The sequence below is a fragment of the Pseudomonas sp. ChxA genome, assembly GCF_030263855.1.
In the GTDB taxonomy this organism is placed as follows: domain Bacteria; phylum Pseudomonadota; class Gammaproteobacteria; order Pseudomonadales; family Pseudomonadaceae; genus Aquipseudomonas; species Aquipseudomonas fluorescens_CB.
In genome coordinates this window covers 4,389,500-4,409,847 of sequence record NZ_JARPMK010000001.1, presented here as the reverse complement: position 1 = coordinate 4,409,847, position 20,348 = coordinate 4,389,500, and the positions used below count along the sequence as shown (strand labels likewise).

The 20,348-nt window shown below is 61.6% G+C and carries 12 protein-coding genes; 9 read left to right on the top strand and 3 right to left on the bottom strand.

Going from position 1 to position 20,348, the window contains the following annotated elements; translation table 11 throughout:
- The first annotated feature begins 3 nt into the window (after window positions 1–3).
- From P5706_RS19405 to P5706_RS19385, 5 genes are all read left to right on the top strand, one after another.
- The gene (locus P5706_RS19405) at window positions 4–1,416 is read left to right on the top strand and encodes a Y-family DNA polymerase (RefSeq protein ID WP_200434802.1); all 1,413 of its coding nucleotides are present in this window, start codon (window positions 4–6) and stop codon (window positions 1,414–1,416) included.
- Window positions 1,392–4,484: an error-prone DNA polymerase gene (locus P5706_RS19400; RefSeq protein ID WP_200434803.1), complete on the top strand. Its 3,093-nt coding sequence runs from the start codon at window positions 1,392–1,394 to the stop codon at window positions 4,482–4,484. The genes P5706_RS19405 and P5706_RS19400 overlap by 25 nt, the downstream gene beginning before the upstream one ends.
- A 110-nt stretch (window positions 4,485–4,594) precedes the next feature.
- Complete coding sequence (locus tag P5706_RS19395; RefSeq protein WP_285680984.1) at window positions 4,595–6,307, top strand: ATP-binding protein; 1,713 nt, start codon at window positions 4,595–4,597, stop codon at window positions 6,305–6,307.
- Window positions 6,304–8,823 (top strand): excinuclease ABC subunit UvrA, encoded by a 2,520-nt coding sequence (locus tag P5706_RS19390; RefSeq protein ID WP_285680981.1) that lies wholly within the window; start codon window positions 6,304–6,306, stop codon window positions 8,821–8,823. The genes P5706_RS19395 and P5706_RS19390 overlap by 4 nt, the downstream gene beginning before the upstream one ends.
- Before the next feature lie 488 nt (window positions 8,824–9,311).
- Window positions 9,312–9,497, top strand: coding sequence for a hypothetical protein (locus P5706_RS19385; RefSeq protein ID WP_285680979.1), 186 nt, complete (start codon window positions 9,312–9,314; stop codon window positions 9,495–9,497).
- Between the two features lie 208 nt (window positions 9,498–9,705).
- Here the strand turns inward: P5706_RS19385 and tkt are convergent, their stop codons facing one another.
- Entirely contained in the window at window positions 9,706–11,769 is a 2,064-nt protein-coding gene (gene tkt, locus P5706_RS19380; RefSeq protein WP_285680977.1) for a transketolase, read from the bottom strand.
- 174 nt (window positions 11,770–11,943) lie between these two features.
- On the opposite strand from tkt, the gene P5706_RS19375 reads away from it, so the two are divergent.
- Window positions 11,944–12,168: a DUF465 domain-containing protein gene (locus P5706_RS19375; RefSeq protein WP_056860349.1), complete on the top strand. Its 225-nt coding sequence runs from the start codon at window positions 11,944–11,946 to the stop codon at window positions 12,166–12,168.
- 146 nt (window positions 12,169–12,314) lie between these two features.
- Here the strand turns inward: P5706_RS19375 and hglS are convergent, their stop codons facing one another.
- Window positions 12,315–13,691 carry a 2-oxoadipate dioxygenase/decarboxylase HglS gene (gene hglS, locus P5706_RS19370; RefSeq protein WP_285680973.1) on the bottom strand — a complete coding sequence of 459 codons (1,377 nt, stop codon included), beginning with the start codon at window positions 13,689–13,691 and terminating at the stop codon, window positions 12,315–12,317.
- 288 nt (window positions 13,692–13,979) lie between these two features.
- Here hglS and P5706_RS19365 point away from each other — a divergent pair, with 288 nt between their 5' ends.
- From P5706_RS19365 to P5706_RS19355, 3 genes are all read left to right on the top strand, one after another.
- A complete protein-coding gene (locus tag P5706_RS19365; RefSeq protein ID WP_200434835.1) occupies window positions 13,980–15,389 on the top strand; it encodes an OprD family outer membrane porin in 1,410 nt (469 codons plus the stop codon).
- A 132-nt stretch (window positions 15,390–15,521) separates the two neighbouring features.
- Window positions 15,522–18,158: an MGH1-like glycoside hydrolase domain-containing protein gene (locus P5706_RS19360; RefSeq protein ID WP_285680971.1), complete on the top strand. Its 2,637-nt coding sequence runs from the start codon at window positions 15,522–15,524 to the stop codon at window positions 18,156–18,158.
- A 1,219-nt stretch (window positions 18,159–19,377) separates the two neighbouring features.
- Window positions 19,378–19,971, top strand: a complete 594-nt coding sequence (locus P5706_RS19355; protein ID WP_285680969.1) for a hypothetical protein — start codon at window positions 19,378–19,380, stop codon at window positions 19,969–19,971.
- A gap of 62 nt (window positions 19,972–20,033) precedes the next feature.
- Here P5706_RS19355 and P5706_RS19350 read toward each other — a convergent pair whose 3' ends face one another.
- Complete coding sequence (locus tag P5706_RS19350) at window positions 20,034–20,348, bottom strand: SCP2 sterol-binding domain-containing protein (RefSeq protein ID WP_095016621.1); 315 nt, start codon at window positions 20,346–20,348, stop codon at window positions 20,034–20,036.

The window sequence follows — 20,348 nt, the reverse complement described above, 5'->3', positions numbered from 1 at the left end:
GCCATGCGTTGGGTGTGTATTGTCTTCCCGCAATTGGCGCTGGACGGGGTGCAGCGTGTGCACCCCGAGCCGGATCAACCCTTGGCACTGCTGGCCGGCACGCCGCAGCGCCGCGTGCTGCAAACCGTCAATGCCGCCGCCCGGGCTTTGGGGCTGCGACCAGGTCAATCGCTGACGGCCGCGCATGCCCTGGCCAAAACCTTTGCCAGCGCCGAGTACGACCCCGCCGAAATCGAACGCTGGCAGCAGTTCCTCGCGGCCTGGGCCTACCGTTTCAGCTCCCAGGTCAGCGTGTATTACCCGCGTGCGTTGCTGTTCGAGATCGAGTCGAGCCTCGGCCTGTTCGGGCCGTGGCCGCAGTTCGAGGCGCGCTTGCGTCAGGAGTTGACCGAATTGGGCTTTCGCCACCGTATCGTCGCTGCGCCCAACCCGGCGGCGGCGCGGGTGCTGGCCAATATCTACGATGGCCTGGCGATCGGTGAGGACGCGTTGCAGCAAGCCCTGGCGCCGCTGCCCATCGACCGCGCCGGCCTTGACCCGCAGGCGGCCACGGCCTTGTCACGCATGGGCCTGCGCACCTTGGCCCAGGTGCAGGCGTTGCCTCGGCATACCCTGGCGCGACGCTTTGACGCCGGCTTGCTCAAGCACCTGGATGCCCTGAGCGGACAGCGCCCATTGGCCCTGGCGTTTTATCAGCCGCCGGATCAGTTCGACGTGCGCATCGAGCTGAATTTCGACGTGCAATCGCACCAGGCGCTGCTGTTCCCGTTGCGACGCCTGACCGGCGATCTGTCCGCCTTCCTCTGCGGGCGCGACAGTGGCGTGCAGCGCTTCGACTTGCACCTGGAACACGCCCAGGCGCCCGACAGTGTGATCAAGGTCGGCCTGCTCAGCGCCGAGCGCGAACCGTCGATGCTGTTCGAATTGGCCCGTGGCCGTCTGGAGCAGGTGCAAGTCACCTCACCGGTGCGCGGGTTTCGCCTGGTGGCCCAGGACCTGCCGGTGTTTGTGCCGCAACGCCTGGACCTGTTCGACGATCGCCCACAACAAACCTTGCCTTGGGAGCAACTGCGCGAACGCCTGCGCGCACGGCTTGGCGATGAGGCCGTACAAAGCCTGCGCTTTCACGCCGACCACCGCCCCGAATGTGCCTGGCAGGCGAGCGCCGACAGCCGTGCGTGCCCGACCTTGCACAAGGTGCAGCGCCCCGGCTGGTTGTTGACTGAACCGACCTTGCTGGCCGAGCAGGGCGTGCAGATCCTGATGGGCCCGGAACGCATCGAGTCCGGCTGGTGGGACGGCGCCGATATCCGCCGCGACTATTACCTGATCCGCACGCGCGCCGGCCAGCAAGGCTGGGCCTATCGCCATGTAGGGCAGAACGACGGGCTATGGCTGCAAGGCTGGTTCGCATGAGCTACGCCGAGCTGCATTGCCTGTCCAATTTCAGTTTCCAGCGCGGCGCGTCGAGTGCGCTGGAGCTGTTCGAACGTGCCAAGCGCCAAGGCTACAGCGCCCTGGCGATCACCGATGAATGTACCTTGGCGGGCATCGTGCGGGCCTGGCAGGCGGCGAAGGCGGTGGATTTACCACTGATTATCGGCAGCGAGATGCGCATCGAAAACGGCCCGAAACTGGTGTTGTTGGTCGAAGATCTCAGCGGCTATCAACACCTGTGCCGGCTGATTACCCTGGCTCGCCGCCGCGCCGAAAAAGGCAGTTACCGCCTGCTGCACGCCGATTTCGAACAGCCCATGCCCGGCCTGCTGGCGCTGTGGGTGGCCGAAGACAACGACACCCAGGCCACCCTCCAATGGCTGCAACACACCTTCGCCGAACGTCTGTGGCTGGCGGTGCACCTGCACTGCGGCCAGGACGATGCGCGCCATTTGCAACAGCGCCTGGCCCTGGCCGCCAGCCTGCAGATCCCGGCGGTGGCCTGCGGCGATGTACACATGCATGCGCGCGGGCGCCGGGCCTTGCAAGACACCATGACCGCGATCCGCCATCACGTACCGGTGGCCGAAGCCGGCACGCGCCTGCACCCCAATGGCGAGCGGCATTTGCGCAGCCTCGATGCGCTGGCCGCGTTGTACCCACAAGCCTTGCGCGACGAAACCCTGGCCATCGCGAAACGTTGCACCTTTGACCTCAGCCAGTTGCGCTACCACTACCCACGCGAGCTGGTGCCCGCCGGCCATGACGCGCAATCCTGGCTGCGCGCGGTGACTGAAGAAGGCATTGCCCAGCGTTGGCCGCACGGTGTCGACGCCAAGACCTTGCAGCAGATCAACAAGGAACTGGTGCTGATCAGCGAGCTGGGCTACGAAAGCTACTTCCTGACGGTGCATGACATCGTGCGCTTCGCCCGCAGCCGCTCGATCCTGTGCCAGGGCCGAGGTTCTGCGGCCAACTCGGCGGTGTGTTTTGCCTTGGGCATCACCGAAATCGACCCGAGCCTGACGAGCATGCTGTTCGAGCGTTTCCTGTCCAAGGAGCGCAATGAACCGCCGGATATCGACGTGGATTTTGAACACGAACGCCGCGAGGAAGTGCTGCAGTACGTGTTCCAACGCTACGGCCGCACCCGCGCGGCGTTGACGGCGGTGGTCAGCAGTTATCACGCGTCCGGCGCGGTGCGCGACGTGGCCAAGGCCCTCGGTTTGCCGCCGGACCAGATCAACGCGCTGGCCGACTGTTGCGGGCGCTGGAGTGAAGATGCGCCGCCGCTGGAACGCCTGCGCGAAGGCGGCTTCGACCCGCAAAGCCCGATCCTGCGGCGTGTGCTGACATTGACTCAACAGCTGATCGGCTTCCCCCGGCATTTGTCCCAGCACCCTGGCGGTTTTGTGATTTCCGAATACCCGCTGGACACCCTGGTGCCGGTGGAAAATGCCGCCATGGCCGAGCGCACCATTATCCAGTGGGACAAGGACGACCTCGACGCCGTCGGCCTGCTCAAGGTGGATATCCTCGCGTTGGGCATGCTCAGTGCGATCCGCCGCTGCTTCGACTTGCTGCGCCGCCATCGCAATCGCGATCTGGCGTTGGCGACGATTCCCAAGGAAGACCCGGCAACCTACGCAATGATCAGCAAGGCCGACACCATCGGCGTGTTCCAGATCGAGTCGCGGGCGCAGATGTCGATGCTGCCCAGGCTCAAGCCGCAGAACTTCTACGACCTGGTGATTGAGGTGGCGATTGTGCGGCCTGGGCCGATCCAGGGTGGCATGGTGCATCCGTACCTGCGGCGCCGGAATAACGAAGAGCCCACCACTTATCCATCGCCGGAACTTGAGGCCGTGCTGAAGCGCACCTTGGGCGTGCCGCTGTTCCAGGAACAGGTGATGCAGATCGCCATGGTTGCCGCCGACTATGGCCCCGGCGAAGCCGACCAGTTGCGCCGCTCCATGGCCGCCTGGAAACGCCATGGCGGCCTTGAGCCGCATCAGCAGCGCCTGCGCACCGGTATGCTCAAAAATGGCTACAGCGAGGAATTTGCCGCGCAGATCTTCGAGCAGATCAAAGGCTTTGGCAGTTATGGCTTCCCCGAGTCCCACGCGGCCAGTTTTGCCTTGTTGACCTACGCCAGTTGCTGGCTCAAGTGCCATGAACCGGCGGCGTTCGCCTGCGCCTTGATCAACAGCTGGCCCATGGGTTTCTACAGCCCGGACCAGATCCTGCAGGATGCGCGGCGCCATCGCTTGCAGATCCGCCCGGTGGATGTGCTGGCCAGTGACTGGGATTGCAGCCTTGAGCCTGTCGACGGCCAGCAACCGGCGATTCGCATGGGCTTGCGCATGATCTCTGGGTTTCGTGAGGAGGATGGGCGGCGCATCGAGGCGGCGCGCCAGCGTCGTGTGTTCAGCGACATTGCCGACCTGGACGACCGCGCCGGCCTGGATGCACGGGCCCAGGCATTGCTGGCGGATGCCGGGGCCTTGCGTGGGTTGGCGGGCAACCGGCACACCGCGCGTTGGGAAGTGGCAGGCGTGCATAAACAGCTGGGGTTGTTCGCGGGCCTGCCGAGCCCCGAAGAAGCGGCGGTGCAATTGCCCGCACCGACGGTTGGCGAAGACCTGCAGGCTGACTACGCCACCGTGGGTACCACCCTCGGCCCGCACCCGCTGGCGTTGCTACGTGATGAGTTGCGTAAACGCCGTTGCCGCAGCTCCCTTGAGCTGATGGCGGTGGAGCATGGGCGCAATGTCAGTGTGGCCGGTCTGGTGACCGGGCGTCAGCGCCCAGGCACCGCCAGTGGCGTGACCTTTGTGACGTTGGAAGATGAATTCGGCAACCTCAATGTGGTGGTCTGGCGCGACCTGGCAGAACGCCAGCGCCTGGCGCTGGTCGGCTCGCGGCTGCTCAAAGTCGACGGGCGCTGGGAGGCGGTGGGCGAGGTGCGGCACTTGATCGCCGGGCGTCTCACCGACCTGACGCCACTGCTGGAAGGCATGCATGTGCGCAGCCGGGATTTTCATTGAGAGCAGTGGTTTTTGCTTGCGTTACCTCCTAACGTATAACAAGTGAAACCATCCGCCGCTGTCGCGCTCCAAAACGTTGTCCATGCCCTCATTTTGCACAGAGCCGACCGATGCAGTTTTTATCCAACCCCCATGGCTGTGAAGGCTGGTCCGGTGAAATGGCCCAGCGGATCCGCGCCTTCGATTGGTCGACGACCGACCTGGGTCCGATTGACACCTGGAGCGCCAGCCTGGCCTGCAACGTGCAGATGATGCTGGCCTCGCCCGTGCCGATGGTGATGCTGTGGGGGCGGGCGGGGTACATGATCTACAACGACAGCTATTCGGTGTTTGCCGGCGGCCGGCATCCGTATCTACTCGGTAAGCCGGTGGAGCTGGGCTGGCCGGAAGTGGCCGAGTTCAACCGCCACGTGGTCGGCACCTGCCTAGCGGGTGGCACCTTGACGTTTAATAACAAAGACCTGGTGTTGTTGCGCAACGGCAAGCCGGAAACCGTGTGGCTGGACCTCTATTACAGCCCCGTCGCCGGGGACAATCAGCAACCAGCCGGTGTGTTGGCGATTGTGGTGGAAACCACCGAACATGTGCATTCCGAGCGCCTGCGCCAGGAGCTGACCCACAACCTGGAGCAACGCGTTGCCGCCGAAGTGCAAGCGCGTTCCGCCGCCGAAGACCAGTTGCGCCAATCGCAGAAGCTTGAAGCCATCGGCGGCCTGACCGGCGGCGTGGCCCATGACTTCAATAACCTGCTGCAAGTGATCGCCGGCAACCTGCACCTGCTGGCCCGCCACGAGCCGGACAACCCCCAGGTGCAGCGCCGCGTCACGGCGGCCATCGCTGCGGTGGAGCGTGGGGCCAAGCTGTCCTCGCAACTGTTGGCGTTTGCGCGTCGCCAGCCGTTGTCGCCGGCGGTGTACAACCCGCAACGCATCTACGCCGGTTTAGGTGAACTGCTGCAACGGGCGCTGGGGGAGACCATTCATATCGACGTGCAACTGCCCCAGGATTCCTGGTGCATCAACGTCGACCGCAACCAATTGGAAAACGCGCTGCTCAACCTGGCGATCAATGCCCGCGATGCCATGCAAGGCGAAGGCGTGATTCGCATCAGCGGCGAAAATATCATCCTCAACCCCGGCGATTGCATCGGTAAAAGCATCAAACCGGGCGAATACGTGCGCCTGGCGGTGACCGACACCGGTGTCGGCATGCCCCAGGAGGTACTCAAACGTGCGTTCGAGCCGTTCTTTACCACCAAGCGTGAAGGGCATGGCACCGGCCTGGGCCTGAGCATGGTGTTCGGTTTTGTACGCCAAAGCGGCGGGCATGTGGACGTACGGAGCGAGGAGGGCAAAGGCTCGGTGGTGCAGATGTATTTCCCCCGCAGCCTGGAACCCGAATGTGGTGAGGTAGACACCGAGCAAGTAACCCACAGCGGCGGCCAGGAAACCATCCTGGTGGTCGAGGACAACGAAGGCGTGCGCCTGACCGTGGTCGAGTTGCTGCAACAATCGGGCTACACCGTACTGACCGCCGAAGACGGCGACCGGGCCATGCAGGCCTTGCAAAACGACGTGCGCCCGGACCTGATCTTCACCGACGTGGTGATGCCCGGCCGGGTCAAAAGCACCGACCTGGCCGACTGGGCACGCGTGCAGCACCCTCCGGTGGCGGTGCTGTTCACTTCCGGCCACACCCGCGACATTCTTTCCAGCACTCATCTGCTGAGCCCCGACATTCATCTGCTGAGCAAGCCCTACAGCCCCGAAGCCCTCACGCAACGGGTGCGCAGCGTGCTCACCGCCAGACAAGGTTGCCCATGACGTCACAGCGCAACATCCCCCCGATCACTGCCCAGCGCCCAGGCTTTGTCCGCGTGCGCGGCGCCCGCGAACACAACCTGCGTAACGTCGATGTGGACATTCCCCGGGATGCCCTGGTGGTGTTTACCGGCGTGTCGGGCTCCGGCAAATCATCCCTGGCGTTTTCCACGGTGTATGCCGAGGCGCAGCGCCGCTATTTTGAATCGGTGGCGCCCTATGCGCGGCGCCTGATTGACCAGGTCGGCGTGCCGGATGTGGACGCTATCGAAGGCCTGCCACCGGCCGTGGCCCTGCAACAGCAGCGCGGCACGCCGAGTGCGCGCTCGTCGGTGGGCAGTGTTACCACCTTGTCGAGCCTGATCCGCATGCTGTATTCGCGCGCCGGCAGTTATCCGCCGGGGCAGGCGATGCTGTACGCCGAGGACTTCTCGCCCAACCTGCCCCAGGGCGCTTGCCCGCATTGCCACGGTTTGGGCCGCGTGTATGAGGTGACCGAGGCGCTGATGGTGCCCGATCCGTCCTTGACCATTCGCCAGCGTGCGGTAGCGTCCTGGCCGTTGGCGTGGCAGGGGCAGAACCTGCGCGACATCCTTGTGACCCTGGGCTACGACGTGGACATCCCATGGCGCGACCTGCCGAAAAAGCAGCGCGACTGGATTCTGTTTACCGAAGAAACCCCGACCGTGCCGGTGTACGCAGGCTTTACCCCACAGCAAACCCGCGACGCGTTGAAACGCAAGCTGGAGCCGAGCTACCAGGGCACGTTCAGCGGTGCGCGGCGCTATATCCTGCACACCTTCAGCCACACCCAAAGCGCACTGATGAAAAAACGCGTGTCGCAATTCATGCAGGGCAGCGCCTGCCCGGTGTGCGAGGGCAAGCGCTTGAACAAGGCGGCGCTGTCGGTGAAGTTTGCCGGGGTGGACATCGGCGCGCTGTCGCAGTTGTCGCTGGCGCAGTTGGCCGAGCTGCTGCGCCCGGTGGCGGCGGGGCAGGACAAGATGAAGCTGTCGGTGGAAAAACGCCTGGCGGCCCAGCGTATCGCCCAGGACTTGCTGGAGCGGGTCAGCACCCTGACCGAGTTGGGCCTGGGCTATCTGTCCCTGGAGCGCAGCACACCGACATTGTCGTCAGGGGAATTGCAGCGCCTGCGCCTGGCCACCCAATTGGGCTCGCAGCTGTTCGGCGTGATCTATGTGCTGGACGAGCCCTCGGCGGGCCTGCACCCGGCGGATGGCGAAGCATTGTTTACTGCACTTGAGCGTTTGAAAGCGGCCGGCAATTCGTTGTTTGTGGTGGAGCATGACCTGGAAACCATGCGCCGCGCCGACTGGCTGATCGACGTCGGCCCGGCTGCCGGTGAGCACGGCGGGCAAGTGCTGTACAGCGGCCCGCCCGCCGGGTTGGCGGATGTGCAGGCGTCGCAGACGCGCGAGTATTTGTTCGCCGAGCGCCGCGCTTGCAGCACGACGCTACGTGAGCCCTCCGGGTGGCTGAAGCTTGAAGGCGTGACGCGTAATAATCTCAAGGATCTGAGCGTGGATTTCCCGCTGGGTTGCTTTACGGCGGTGACGGGGATTTCCGGCTCGGGCAAATCCAGCCTGGTCAGCCAGGCGCTGTTGGAACTGGTGGGCACAGGCTTGGGCCGTGTGCTGGAAAGCGACGAAGAACCGAGCCTTGAAGATGATGCCCCGCAAAGCAGTGGCGGGCGGATCAGCAGCGGCTTGGAACAGATTCGACGTCTGGTGCAGGTGGACCAGAAGCCCATCGGCCGCACGCCGCGTTCTAACCTGGCGACCTACACCGGGTTGTTCGATAACGTGCGCAAATTGTTTGCGGCAACGCCGGCGGCCAGGAAGCGTCATTTCGATGCCGGGCAGTTTTCGTTCAACGTCGCCAAGGGCCGTTGCCCCCATTGCGAGGGGGAAGGGTTTGTCAGTGTCGAGTTGCTGTTTATGCCCAGCGTGTATGCGCCGTGTCCGACCTGTCATGGGGCGCGTTATAACCCTGAGACGTTGGCGATAAAGTGGCAAGGCTTGAGCATTGCCCAGGTGCTGGGGCTGACGGTGGAGCAGGCAGTCGAGGTGTTTGCCGAGCAGCCTGGGGTGTTGCGTTCGTTGTTGGTATTGCGTGATATCGGCCTGGGGTATTTGCGGTTGGGGCAGCCGGCGACTGAGCTGTCCGGGGGGGAGGCGCAGCGGATCAAGTTGGCGACCGAGTTGCAACGTAATGCCCGGGGTGCGACGTTGTATGTGTTGGATGAGCCGACTACCGGTTTGCATCCTCGGGATGTGGATCGCTTGCTTAGCCAGCTTAATCATCTGGTGGAGGCGGGGCATACGGTGGTTGTGGTGGAGCATGAGATGCGCGTGGTGGCTCAGAGTGACTGGGTGATTGATATTGGGCCGGGGGCTGGGGATTTGGGGGGGAAGGTGGTGGCTTGTGGTACGCCGCATCAGGTGGCTAAGAGCAAGGCCAGTCGCACTGCGCCGTTTCTGGCGCGCGAGTTGGGCTAAGCCTTGATCCGGTCAAGATGTGGGAGCTGGCTTGCCTGCGATAGCGGTTTGTCGGTGTACATATCCATTTCTGCGGTAACGGCTTCTATCGGTTCCGCTCTTACAGCGGGTCACTTTTGGCAAACGCCCCAAAAGTAACCAAAAGGTCTGTGCCCCACCACTCGGCACCTCGCTTGGGCTCGGTGTGCCCTCACTCCGGCTTGAATCCGTGGGCCGCCGCGATGGGCCATCCTTGGCCCAGCGCGGCTAACCCGGCGTCCTGCCGGGTTACCCACGGATTCAAGCCTGCGTTCGGCCATCGTGGTTAACGGGGCGTCTCAGATCAAAATCAAAATCAAGATCAAGATCTACAGCACGGCGGCCTGAAAGCCGACCTGAGTGGTTGAAGCAAGAGCCAGGTCAAGTGCAAAGCCAAAGCCAAAGCCTATCTACCTGATACAACGCGGTCTAAATGTGGGAGCGGGCTTGCTCGCGAAGGCGGTGGGTCAGTGACAGATGAATTGACTGGCCCACCGCATTCGCGAGCAAGCCCGCTCCCACCTTTGACCGAGTATGGCTTTGCTGTTGCTGTTGCTGTTGCTGTTGCTGTTGCTGTTGCTGTTGCTGTTGCTGTTGCTGTTGCTGTTGCTCCGGCTCTTACATCCTTTTCGCTGGCGAAGTCAGCGGTCTTTTGATCTGCGCTTTTGATTTTGATCTTGATCTGAAATCGCCCCGTCAAACACGATGGCGGATTGCGGGCATGCCGAGCCTAAGCGAGGCACCGAGTGTTGGGGGGAAGACTTTTTGGTTACTTTTGTGTCTTTACAAAAGTGACCCGCTGTAAGAGCGGAACCAATATCAGCCATCACCCAAATAACGGATATGCCCCCTCAACGCCCAGCCTCAACGCCCAGCCAGGCGAATCTGGTCCTTGGCCTGCTTCACCACATTCTCCACCGTAAACCCGAACTTTTCCTGCAACTTGGCCAGAGGTGCCGACGCGCCAAAGCTGTTCATCACCACCTTGGCACCGGTCTGCCCGACATAGCGGTCCCAACCCAGAGGCCCAGCCTGCTCCACCACCACACGGGCTTTTACCGCAGGTGGCAAGACACTGTCGCGATACGCCTGATCCTGGTCTTCAAACAATTCCCAGCTGGGCATCGACACGACCTGAGCGGCAATGCCTTCAGCTTGCAACTGCTCATAAGCCGCCACCGCAAGGCTCACTTCACTGCCTGTCGCCAACAGCAGAACCTGAGGCGTATCAGCACCCGCCAGCACATAAGCGCCTTTGGCCGCCCCAGTCGCCGGCGCATATTTTGTGCGATCCAAGGTCGGCAGCGCCTGGCGCGACAACACCACGCAGCTCGGCCGATGGGTTTGTGCCAGGGCCACCTTCCACAGTTCCAGCGTCTCGTTGGCATCGCCAGGGCGCAGGGTCAGCAACCCCGGCGTGGCGCGCAGTTGTGTCAGGTGCTCGATAGGCTGGTGCGTCGGGCCGTCTTCACCGACGCCGATGGAGTCGTGGGTAAACACAAACACCACCGGCAATTCCATGATTGCCGCCAGGCGGATCGGCGGTTTCATGTAGTCGCTGAACACCAGGAAGGTGGAGGTGTACGGCCGCAGGTAGGACAGCGCCATGCCATTGGCAATCGCGCCCATGGCGTGCTCGCGGATGCCGAAGTGCAAGTTGCGCCCGCTGTAGTCATCGGCACAGAACCGCCCGGCGCCGTCGAAGGTGAGGTTGGTCTTGGTTGACGGCGACAAGTCCGCCGAGCCGCCCAGCAGCCAAGGGATTTGTTGCGCAAAGGCATTCAGCACCTCGCCGCCGGCGGCGCGGCTGGCGATGCCCTTGGCGTCGGTGTCGAAGTGGGGCAGTTCGTCCTGCCAATGCTCCGGCATTTCGCCGGCGCGCATGCGGCGCAATTCATCGGCCAGTTCCGGTTCGTACTGCTCAAGCTGCGCCACGTGTTGCTTCCAGGTTTCATACAGCGGCTGGCTGCGCTCCAGCAGCGCATCTTGCAGCACCGTGCGCGCGTCGTCGGGCACCAGGAAACTGGAATCCTGCGGCCAGCCATAGGCCGCCTTGGTCAGGCGGATCTCATCATCGCCCAATGGCTCGCCATGGGCGGCGGCGGTGTTGTGTTTGTGCGGTGAGCCGTAGCCGATCACGCTGTCGACCACAATCAGGGTCGGCGCGCCGGTGTTGGCCTGGAAAGTTTCCAGGGCGGTGCTCAGGGCTTGCAGGTCGTTGGCATCGGTAACGTGCAAGGTGTGCCAGCCATAGGCCTGGAAGCGCTTGATCACGTCTTCGCTGAACGCCAGCTCGGTGTGGCCTTCGATGCTGATGGTGTTGTTGTCGTAGATCCAGCACAGGTTATCGAGCTTCAAGTGCCCGGCCATCGATGCCGCTTCGCTGCTGATGCCTTCCATCATGTCGCCGTCACCGCACAGGGTGTAGACGTTGTAGTCGAACAGCACCTGGCCGTCGCGGTTAAAGCGTTTGCCCAGCCAGCGTTCGGCCATGGCCATGCCGACGCTGTTGGCGCAGCCCTGGCCCAGCGGGCCGGTGGTGGTTTCCACGCCGGTGGTCATGCGGTATTCGGGGTGGCCGGGGGTCTTGGAGCTCATCTGCCGGAACTGCTTGATGTCGTCCAGGCTGATCGCCGGCTGGCCGGAGCGCTTGCCGTGGGCATCAATCTCAACCACACCGGCCAGGTGCAGCAGCGAATACAACAGCATCGAGGCGTGCCCCACCGACAGCACAAAGCGGTCGCGGTTAGGCCAGTCCGGATGTTCGGGGTGGTAACGCAGGAAGCGGCTCCACAGCGTGTAGCCCACTGGCGCCAGGCCCATGGGCGTGCCGGGGTGGCCGGAATTGGCTTTCTGCACGGCATCCATGGCCAGGGTGCGAATGGTGTTGATGCATTGGGTGTCGACAGCAGTGGCAGCGTGAGTCATGAAACCGTTCTCCCTCGGGTGGCGATCTACAGTGGAGGGCAGGGCACGGCAAAGGTTTGATCCCATCGTGCGCATTACGACGAACGGGACCGCCTTGACCCAAGACATGACAAGAGCCCTTGGAATGGGCTAGTTTCAAAGCGTAGGCCATTGATCAACTTGCGGAGGTACTCCATGCCAGTGAAACACGACCTGTATCAGGATTTGGGTTTGAGCAAGGAAGAGGTCGACGGGCGTCGGGCGAAAAATCCCCATTTGAACGCGCTGTTTGATAAGTACAACACCGTCGATGAGCAGGTGGTGAGCGCCGAAAAGGCTTCCGGTAGTGATGAGGCGTTGAAGAAACTGAAGGATAAACGCCTGTTGGTTAAAGACGAGATCAGGGACTTGCTGCAATAAAGGGTCCTACAGGACGCGGACATATTTGTTCAGAATTGTCTGAGCGACAGCCGGCGTTTCACTGCTTATGATGCCGGCCGTCCACCCGGCTCTGGGGACTGTTGCGGCGCAAGGATTGCGCTGCTGAGCCGGGCGGGCATCCTATTTCATGCACGCAGCGCCTGGATGCATTCATCCATGGAACGCTGCTGCGTCTCGGCATACAGCTTCAATTCGTCAATCGTCCCGCGCCCCAGTGCCTGCTCGAATTGAGCCTGGTTCGAATGGGCTGTGTAGTGACTTTGCGCGGCATCGCCCAGGTTCGACTGGAAAATCCCCGCCGCACTCACCGGCAGAAAATCCTCGTACACCAATGGCTCCGCCGCCACGTGCCCGGCTGCCATCAAGGCCTCCAGCGTCTGCGCTGAATCGGCTTGGCCGCGTGCCGCCAAGCCTTGCTCGGTGACGAAGTAGCGGAAATACGCCAGGCCCTGTTCACGCATCTGCGCGTGGTTATCGGGGAAGGCCTGAAAGTGTTGCTCCATCAATTCGACATAACGTGCAGCGTTGCCCTCATTCGGGAAGGCGCCCAGTTCGTCGCGCGCCGCGTTCAGCAGTTGGTCATACAGGGCGCGACCCTTTGGCGTCAACGCCACACCCCGTTGTTCTATTTCGCCAAAGCGCGCGCTGTGGCTGCCTTTTGCGTCGGTAAACGCGATGGGCTCGTCGAGCGCCTTGAAGCTGGTCTGGCGCAGCAGGATCGGGCACTGGCGACGTGGCGGACCTTCGATCACGGCTTTGGGCGTGATGCCTTTACCGGGCATGGCGGCCTGCACCTGGTCGATGTCCAGGGTACGTGGGGTCAGGTGATTGATGTGCGGGCCTTTGAAGGCCACCACATCGGCGATCAGGCGATGCTGGTCACTCAATTGCTGGTACTGGGCGCCGGTTACGGTGGCGGTGTGGTGCCAGCGAAAGGTTTCCAAAGCCTCGCGGATAAACACTTGGGCATCCTCCGCGTTCAGGCCACCGTCGCGCTCGGCTTGCGCGATCAGCGCCAACGCGCCAGGGGTGAAAATCGAGCGTTTGGCCAGGGCGCTTTCGGCGAAGGCGCGCAGCTCAAGGTTTTCGATCAACTCCAGGCGTAGCAAAGACGTGAAGACGCGGAACGGGCTGGCCTGCAGCGCCTGTTCATGCACGGCGCGAAAGGCGGTGGAATGCACCGGCACACCGGCGGGTGTGAGGTCGTAATAGCCCACTGGCTGCATGCCCATCACCGCAAACAGACGGCCGATGGTGGCCAGTTCATGGGCGGTGCCCAGGCGGATGGCGCCGTGGCGCTCCATGGCCAGGCGCTCCACTTCACCGGTGCGCCGCAGCTGTTGGGCCAGGCCCGAATCACTCTCCAGAACCCGCGTGTTGGTCTCGGCTACCAGCTCCATCAGTGCGCCGTACAGCGGAACTTCATCTCGGTACATGTCGGACATGGCCCTGGAAAAGTCTTTGCGAATCTCGTCGGGGCTGACATACGCGGCGCTTGGCATAGAAAAATTCCTGAACACGGTGGTGAGGGTGCGGCCTTTCTCTGGATTCTGTTGGGCTTTAGGGGGGCTGGCAAACGAAGAATCCTCAGGACTTCATTCTGCAAATGAATGAAATGACGCAAATATGACAAAAATCGACGCCAGGAAAATTTCATTTTCACGGGTACTTTCCTAACTAATTCTTCACGAGGCGCGCCCCGGTCCTCATGAAACAATCGTTACGTTTGTAGGGATGAAAACGCCGTTTGCACACAACGCACATAAAAAAATGTTTAGGGGCTGTTACACATGAAAATTTCTACACTGGCGTTATCCATCACCGCAGCGTTGCTCGCGCAACAAGCGTGCGCTGATGACTTCGGGCTCGGTTCTCTGGGCACGGGCACGGGGCACAGCGGTTTTCTTGAAGACAGCCATGCGGCTGTCAGCTCGCGAACCATGTATTACAGCGCGGACAACCGTTCGGGCACCAGCAATGATCTACGCGAAGCCGCGACCTTGCTGCGTTTTGACTACAAATCCGGTTACACCCAAGGCACCCTTGGCGTCGGTTTCGACGTGATGGCGTTCGGCGCCTTGCGTCTGGACGGTGGCGACGGCCACGCCGCAGGCCCGGGCCTGGCGGGTAACGGCAACAGCTTCTTCCCGACCAAAAACAATGGCACTGAACCCGCCGACAGTTTCGGTCGCGCTGCGGGTAACGTGAAGTTCCGCATTTCCCAGACCGAGTTGCACGTCGGTGGCGGTTTGGCCCCGGTGTTGCCTATCCTGGTCTCCAACGACAGCCGTGTGGCGCCGCAGACCTTTGACGGCGGCATCCTGACCTCCAACGACATCCCCAACGTGACCTTCACCGGTGGTGAACTCAACCGTGCCGAAGGCCGTGCTTCCAGCAACTCCACAGGCTTGAGCGTTGCCGGCGGTACCCGCGACAGCGACAGCTTCAAGTTCGGCGGCGTGGACTACAAACCGTTTGGCTCGTCCGACAACGCCATCGCTAAAAACCTGACGTTGCAGTACTACTACGCCGACCTGCAAGACTTCTACAAGCAGAACTACTTCGGCCTGGTGCACGTGCTGCCATTGGGCAACGACCAGTCGTTCAAGACTGACCTGCGCTACTTCGACAGCACCAGCGACGGTCGCAACGGCGAAGCCGGCTACCAGTTTAACAACAACGGCGGCTACGCCAAGCACGCCGGCGAAGTGGACAACAAAACCTACAGCGCCGCGTTCACCTATCAATTGGGTGGCAGCAGCCTGATGCTCGGTCACATCGGTGTGAGCGATGACGGCGGCTTCGTCTGGGTCAACCAGGGCAGCATCGCTGATCCAAACGCACAAGGTGCGGGCGGCAGCGACTTCTACCTGTTCACCGACGCCGTGGTTGGCCAGTTCTCCCGTGCGGGCGAGCAGGTCAATTTTGGCCAGTACTCCTACGACTTCAAGGCCCTTGTACCGGGCTTGAAAGCCTCCGTGGCGTACCTGGACGGCACGGGCATCAAGTCCAAAGTGGCCGGCGGCTCCGATCAGAAAGAAAACGAAACCGACTTCCGCCTCGATTACGTCGTGCAGGAAGGCCCGCTCAAAGGTTTCGGCACCACCTTCCGTACCGGTACCTACAAAGGGCACAACACCGGCACTGCGGACCAGGACCAGACGCGCCTGATCTTCAACTATACCTACGCGATCTTCTAAGCTCGCGCCGCTACAAACGGAGGCCGCCTAATCAGCGGCCTCTTTTTTTTGCGCGCGCGAACACGACTTCATGTGCATCCGCGCACGGATGGGTTTTACACTGCCCCCACTGTGTCAGTGATGGAGGACCCAATGACGGCCACGCCCGCAACCAACATCCTTGCAACTATTGAAGGCCAGCGCCTGGCCGCCCAAGACGCCGAGCGTTGGCGCGAGTGGGGCCCGTATTTAAGTGAACGCCAATGGGGCACGGTGCGCGAAGACTACAGCGCCGACGGCGATGCCTGGGCCTATTTCCCCCACGAACACGCCCGCAGCCGCGCCTACCGTTGGGGCGAGGACGGCCTGGCCGGCTTCAGCGACAAGGCGCAACGCTGGTGCCTGGGCCTGGCGCTGTGGAACGAGCGTGACAGCATCATCAAGGAGCGCCTGTTCGGCCTCAACAACGCCGAGGGCAACCACGGAGAAGACGTCAAGGAACTGTACTTTTTTGTCGACGGCGTGCCCAGCCATGCCTATATGCGCATGCTCTACAAATACCCGCATGCGCCTTTTCCCTATGCCGACCTGATCGCCGAAAACGCCCGCCGTGGGCTTGAGGATGCTGAGTACGAAGTGCTCGACACCGGCGTATTCGAAGACAACCGCTACTGTGATGTAACGGTCGAATACGCCAAGTATCAGCCTGACGATATTTTCATGCGCGTCACCGTGCACAACCGCGCGGACCAGCCGACGCGTGTGCAGGTGCTGCCGCAACTGTGGGCGCGCAATGACTGGAGTTGGACCCTTGACGCGCCCAAGCCGCAATTGCGCCTGGACGGTGAGCAGGTGCTGGCCCGGCATCATGAGCTGACCGACCGCCATCTCAGCGCCTGGGGCCAGGACGGCCTGGAGTGGCTGTTCTGCGAAAACGAAAGCAACTTCCCCAAGCTCGATGGGCAACCGGCGCCGGGGCCGTTCAAGGACGGCATCAACGATTACGTGGTGGGTGGCGCAGACTCGGTAATCCGCCGGGACGTGGGCACCAAGGTCGCCGCGCGTTTTGTCCTGGAACTGGCGGGCCAGGAGAGCAAGACCCTGTACCTGCGGTTTGCGCCGGTGGACGCGCCTGAGGTCAATGCACGCAAGCTGTTTGAACTGCGCCGCCAAGAGGCGGACGACTTCTACGCCGCCTTGCAGCAAGGCATTGCCGATGATGACGCGCGCAATGTGCAGCGCCAGGCCCTGGCCGGGTTGCTGTGGTCCAAGCAGCTCTACTACTTTGATGTAAACCAGTGGCTCGACGGCGACCCGGCCCAACCCGCGCCGCCGCCCGAGCGCTTGCATATCCGCAATACCCATTGGCGGCACCTGTCGAACTTCGACATTTTGTCCATGCCCGACACTTGGGAATACCCGTGGTATGCGTCCTGGGACCAGGGATTCCAGGCCGTGGCGATGGCGTTGATTGATCCGGGGTATGCCAAGCAACAGTTGTTGTTGCTGGTCAAAGATCGCTTTATGCACCCCAATGGCCAACTGCCGGCGTATGAATGGCGTTTCGACGACGCCAACCCGCCGGTGCATGCCTGGGCCAGTTGGCGCGTGTATCAGCAGGACAAGGCGCTGACCGGCGTGGGCGACATGGATTTCCTCGAGCGGATTTTCCACAAGCTGCTGCTGAATTTTTCCTGGTGGGTCAACCGCAAGGATGCCGAGGGCCGCAACCTGTTCCAGGGCGGCTTCCTGGGCCTGGACAATATCGCCTTGTTCGACCGCTCGGCCACTTTGCCGCCGGGCTACCAACTGGATCAGGCCGACGGCACCGCGTGGGTCGCGGCCTATGCCCTGGACCTGATGCGCATTGGCCTGGAACTGGCCAAGCGCAATGTTGTGTACGTGGATATCGCGGTGAAGTTCTTTGAGCACTTCCTCTACATCGCCGGCGCGATCAACCGTGTCGACGACAGCGCCGAAGGCTTGTGGGATGAGCAGGACCAGTTCTTCTACGATGTGCTGCACCGCCCGGACGGCCAGAACGAGCCGGTGCGCCTGCGCTCCATCGTCGGCCTGATGCCGTTGTTTGCCGTGTTGGTGCTGGAGCAACGCGAGCACGAAGGCTTGCAAGGCTTGCGTGAGCGACTGCTGGGTTTCATGAAGCACCGGCCGGACCTGGCCAAGCTGGTGTCGCGCTGGAACGAACCGGGGCAGGGCAACCGCCTGTTGCTCGCCTTGCTGCGCGGCGAGCGCACCAAGGACCTGCTGCGGCGCATGCTTGATGATCAGGAGTTTTTGTCGGCCTTCGGCGTGCGTTCCCTGTCCAAGGCATTCGCCGAGCAGCCGCTGGCGCTGAAGATGAACGGCGACACCCTGTGCGCGCGTTACCAGCCCGGCGAGTCCGACTCACGCTTGTACGGCGGCAACTCCAATTGGCGCGGGCCGCTGTGGATGCCGGTGAACTACATGCTGATTGAATCGCTGCGCGAGTTTCACCGCTACTACGCGGATAACTTCTCGGTGGAGTACCCGACGGGCAGTGGTTATCTGGCGTCCCTGGAAGAAGTAGCCGACAGCCTCAGCCAACGTTTGACCCGCTTGTTTTTACGCGATGAAGATGGCCTGCGCCCGTCGATGGCGGGCTATGCGCAATTGGAAGCAGACCCGGCCAGTCGCGATCTGGTGTTGTTCCATGAGTATTTCCATGGCGAAACCGGGCGTGGGTTGGGGGCTTCGCATCAGACCGGGTGGAGTGCGTTGGTGGCGTTGTTGCTGCAACCGAAAAGCTAAGCCGTGCCACTGATTCGCTTTTCTGTGGGAGCTGGGTTGTCTGCTGTGGTGGTTTGTTGGTGGTGTACATATCCGTTGCTGCGGTAACGGCTGAGTAGGGTTCCGCTCTTACAGCGGGTCACTTTTGGAAAGACCGGAATGCCGGCCCAGCCAAAAGTAACCAAAAGGTCTTCGCCCCAACACTCGGTGCCTCGCTTAGGCTCGGCATGCCCGCAATCCGCCAGTGATTTGGGGGGTCGCCGCGATGGGCCATCCTTGGCCCAGCGCGGCTAAACCGGCATCCCTGCCGGTTTACCCCCCAAATCCCTGTCGAATTGCGGCCATCGTGTTTAACGGGGCGATTTCAGATCAAGATCAAAAGCGCAGATCAAAAGACCGCTGACTTCGTCATCGAAAAGGATGTAAGGGCCAGAGCAACAGCAACAGCAACAGCAACAGCAACAGCAACAGCAGAGCCATACTCGGTCTAATGTGGGAGCTGGCTTGTCGAATCGTCGCACCGCTGCGATGGCATCAACTCGGTGTGCCTGATGTACCGAGTTGTCTGCATCGCAGGCAAGCCAGCTCCCACAGAAAAGCACATGTTCAGGACTGTATGCGATCAACTGTGGGAGCGGGCTTGCTCGCGAATGCGGTGTATCAGTGACAGATGAATTGACTGACCCACCGCCTTCGCGAGCAAGCCCGCTCCCACATTTAGACCACGGTGCATCAGGTAGACAGGCTTTTGCTTCGCACTTGACCTGGCTTTTGATTCAACCACTCAGGTCGGCTTTCAGGCCGCCGTGCTGTAGATCTTGATCTTGATCTGCTTTTGATCTGAGACGCCCCGTTAACCACGCTGGCCGAACGCAGGCTTGAATCCGTGGGTAACCCGGCAGGACGCCGGGTTAGCCGCGCTGGGCCAAGGATGGCCCATCGCGGCGGCCCACGGATTCAAGCCGGAGTGAGGGCATGCCGAGCCTAGGCGAGGCACCGAGTGGTGGGGCGAGGACCTTTTGGTTACTTTTGCGTCCTTGCAAAAGTGACCCGCTGTAAGAGCGGAACCAATAGAAGCCATCACCGCAGCAACGGATATGTACTCCGACAAACCGCCACAGCAGGCAACCCAGTCCCCACATTAAAACTAAATCGCTTGCGAACGGGCAGCCAAAAATTCCCGCCACCAAAAGGTCTGAATCAGGTAAATTCGCCACCCCTCCAGACAAGGATGTAAACGATGGCAAATGTTATCGCGCGGGTTGGCAGGGCAGGCCTATTGGGGGCACTGCTGATTACCTGCGGTGTGTTGATCACTTCACTGTATTCCCGAGAAAGCGCTGCGGCACCGTTGATGATGCATTGCCGCGAATGCGAGAAAGGTGACGACACCTTCGATGCAACAAAGTGGTTCAGCAGCGGCATGTACCGCCTTGAAACGGATATTGTTCCCAATCCGATGCGGTCGATGACTCGCACGCATCCGGTGGTCTTCAAAGCCAAGGACAATGACCAACTGGTCGAGGCCGCGCTGCGTGGAATCGGCGATGTGCTCCCATCCTTCGATTCCCGCACGTTTGAAGCACAGTGGCCCGTGTTAACCAGGCGCGTACGTTACAGCTACAGCTTTTTTATGGCGCCCGATGAACCCCGGGACCTCTATGACATGTACTTGCAAGTGGGCAAATACAAGGTGGTGATCGTGGTTGGGCTTGACGTCAATACCGGTGAAATCACCGCCGACTATGAAGGGCGTGTGATTCGTGAAAACGATGGTAATGACCCTGCGTACATGGACACGTTTGAAGAAATGGATAACGCCAACACCCGCTGACCGGGAGGCTGGCTGAACGAAAAATCCCGCCGAAAGGCGGGATTTTTTTGAGCGCGGCCTTATCAGGCCGGGAACAGCTCGCTCAGTTTCATGGCCAGCATCATGTCGCCTTCGGTGCGCAGCTTGCCGCTCATGAAGGCCTGCATGCCGTCGGTCTCGCCGCTGACGATGCCTTCCATGGTTTCGCCGTCAGTCACCAGGGTAACCTGGGCGTCAGGGTTTTCGCCTTCCAGCAGTTCGCAGGTGTTGTTTTTCACCACCAGCGAGAAGTTCTGGGTGTCGTCGATACGGAAACCGAACACCAGGTCCAGGCCGTCGGCGGCGGCTGGGTTGAATTTGGCTTTCATTGCTTCTACAGCTTTGGCTACGTCAGTCAT

Excerpts from the sequence above, each read along its gene's own strand:
- P5706_RS19405 (WP_200434802.1), top strand. The coding sequence starts at position 4 with ATGCGTTGGGTGTGTATTGTCTTCCCGCAATTGGCGCTGGACGGGGTG.
- P5706_RS19400 (WP_200434803.1), top strand. The coding sequence starts at position 1,392 with ATGGCTGCAAGGCTGGTTCGCATGAGCTACGCCGAGCTGCATTGCCTG.
- P5706_RS19395 (WP_285680984.1), top strand. The coding sequence starts at position 4,595 with ATGCAGTTTTTATCCAACCCCCATGGCTGTGAAGGCTGGTCCGGTGAA.
- P5706_RS19390 (WP_285680981.1), top strand. The coding sequence starts at position 6,304 with ATGACGTCACAGCGCAACATCCCCCCGATCACTGCCCAGCGCCCAGGC.
- tkt (WP_285680977.1), bottom strand. The coding sequence starts at position 11,769 with ATGACTCACGCTGCCACTGCTGTCGACACCCAATGCATCAACACCATT.
- P5706_RS19375 (WP_056860349.1), top strand. The coding sequence starts at position 11,944 with ATGCCAGTGAAACACGACCTGTATCAGGATTTGGGTTTGAGCAAGGAA.
- hglS (WP_285680973.1), bottom strand. The coding sequence starts at position 13,691 with ATGCCAAGCGCCGCGTATGTCAGCCCCGACGAGATTCGCAAAGACTTT.
- P5706_RS19365 (WP_200434835.1), top strand. The coding sequence starts at position 13,980 with ATGAAAATTTCTACACTGGCGTTATCCATCACCGCAGCGTTGCTCGCG.
- P5706_RS19360 (WP_285680971.1), top strand. The coding sequence starts at position 15,522 with ATGACGGCCACGCCCGCAACCAACATCCTTGCAACTATTGAAGGCCAG.
- P5706_RS19355 (WP_285680969.1), top strand. The coding sequence starts at position 19,378 with ATGGCAAATGTTATCGCGCGGGTTGGCAGGGCAGGCCTATTGGGGGCA.
- P5706_RS19350 (WP_095016621.1), bottom strand. The coding sequence starts at position 20,348 with ATGACTGACGTAGCCAAAGCTGTAGAAGCAATGAAAGCCAAATTCAAC.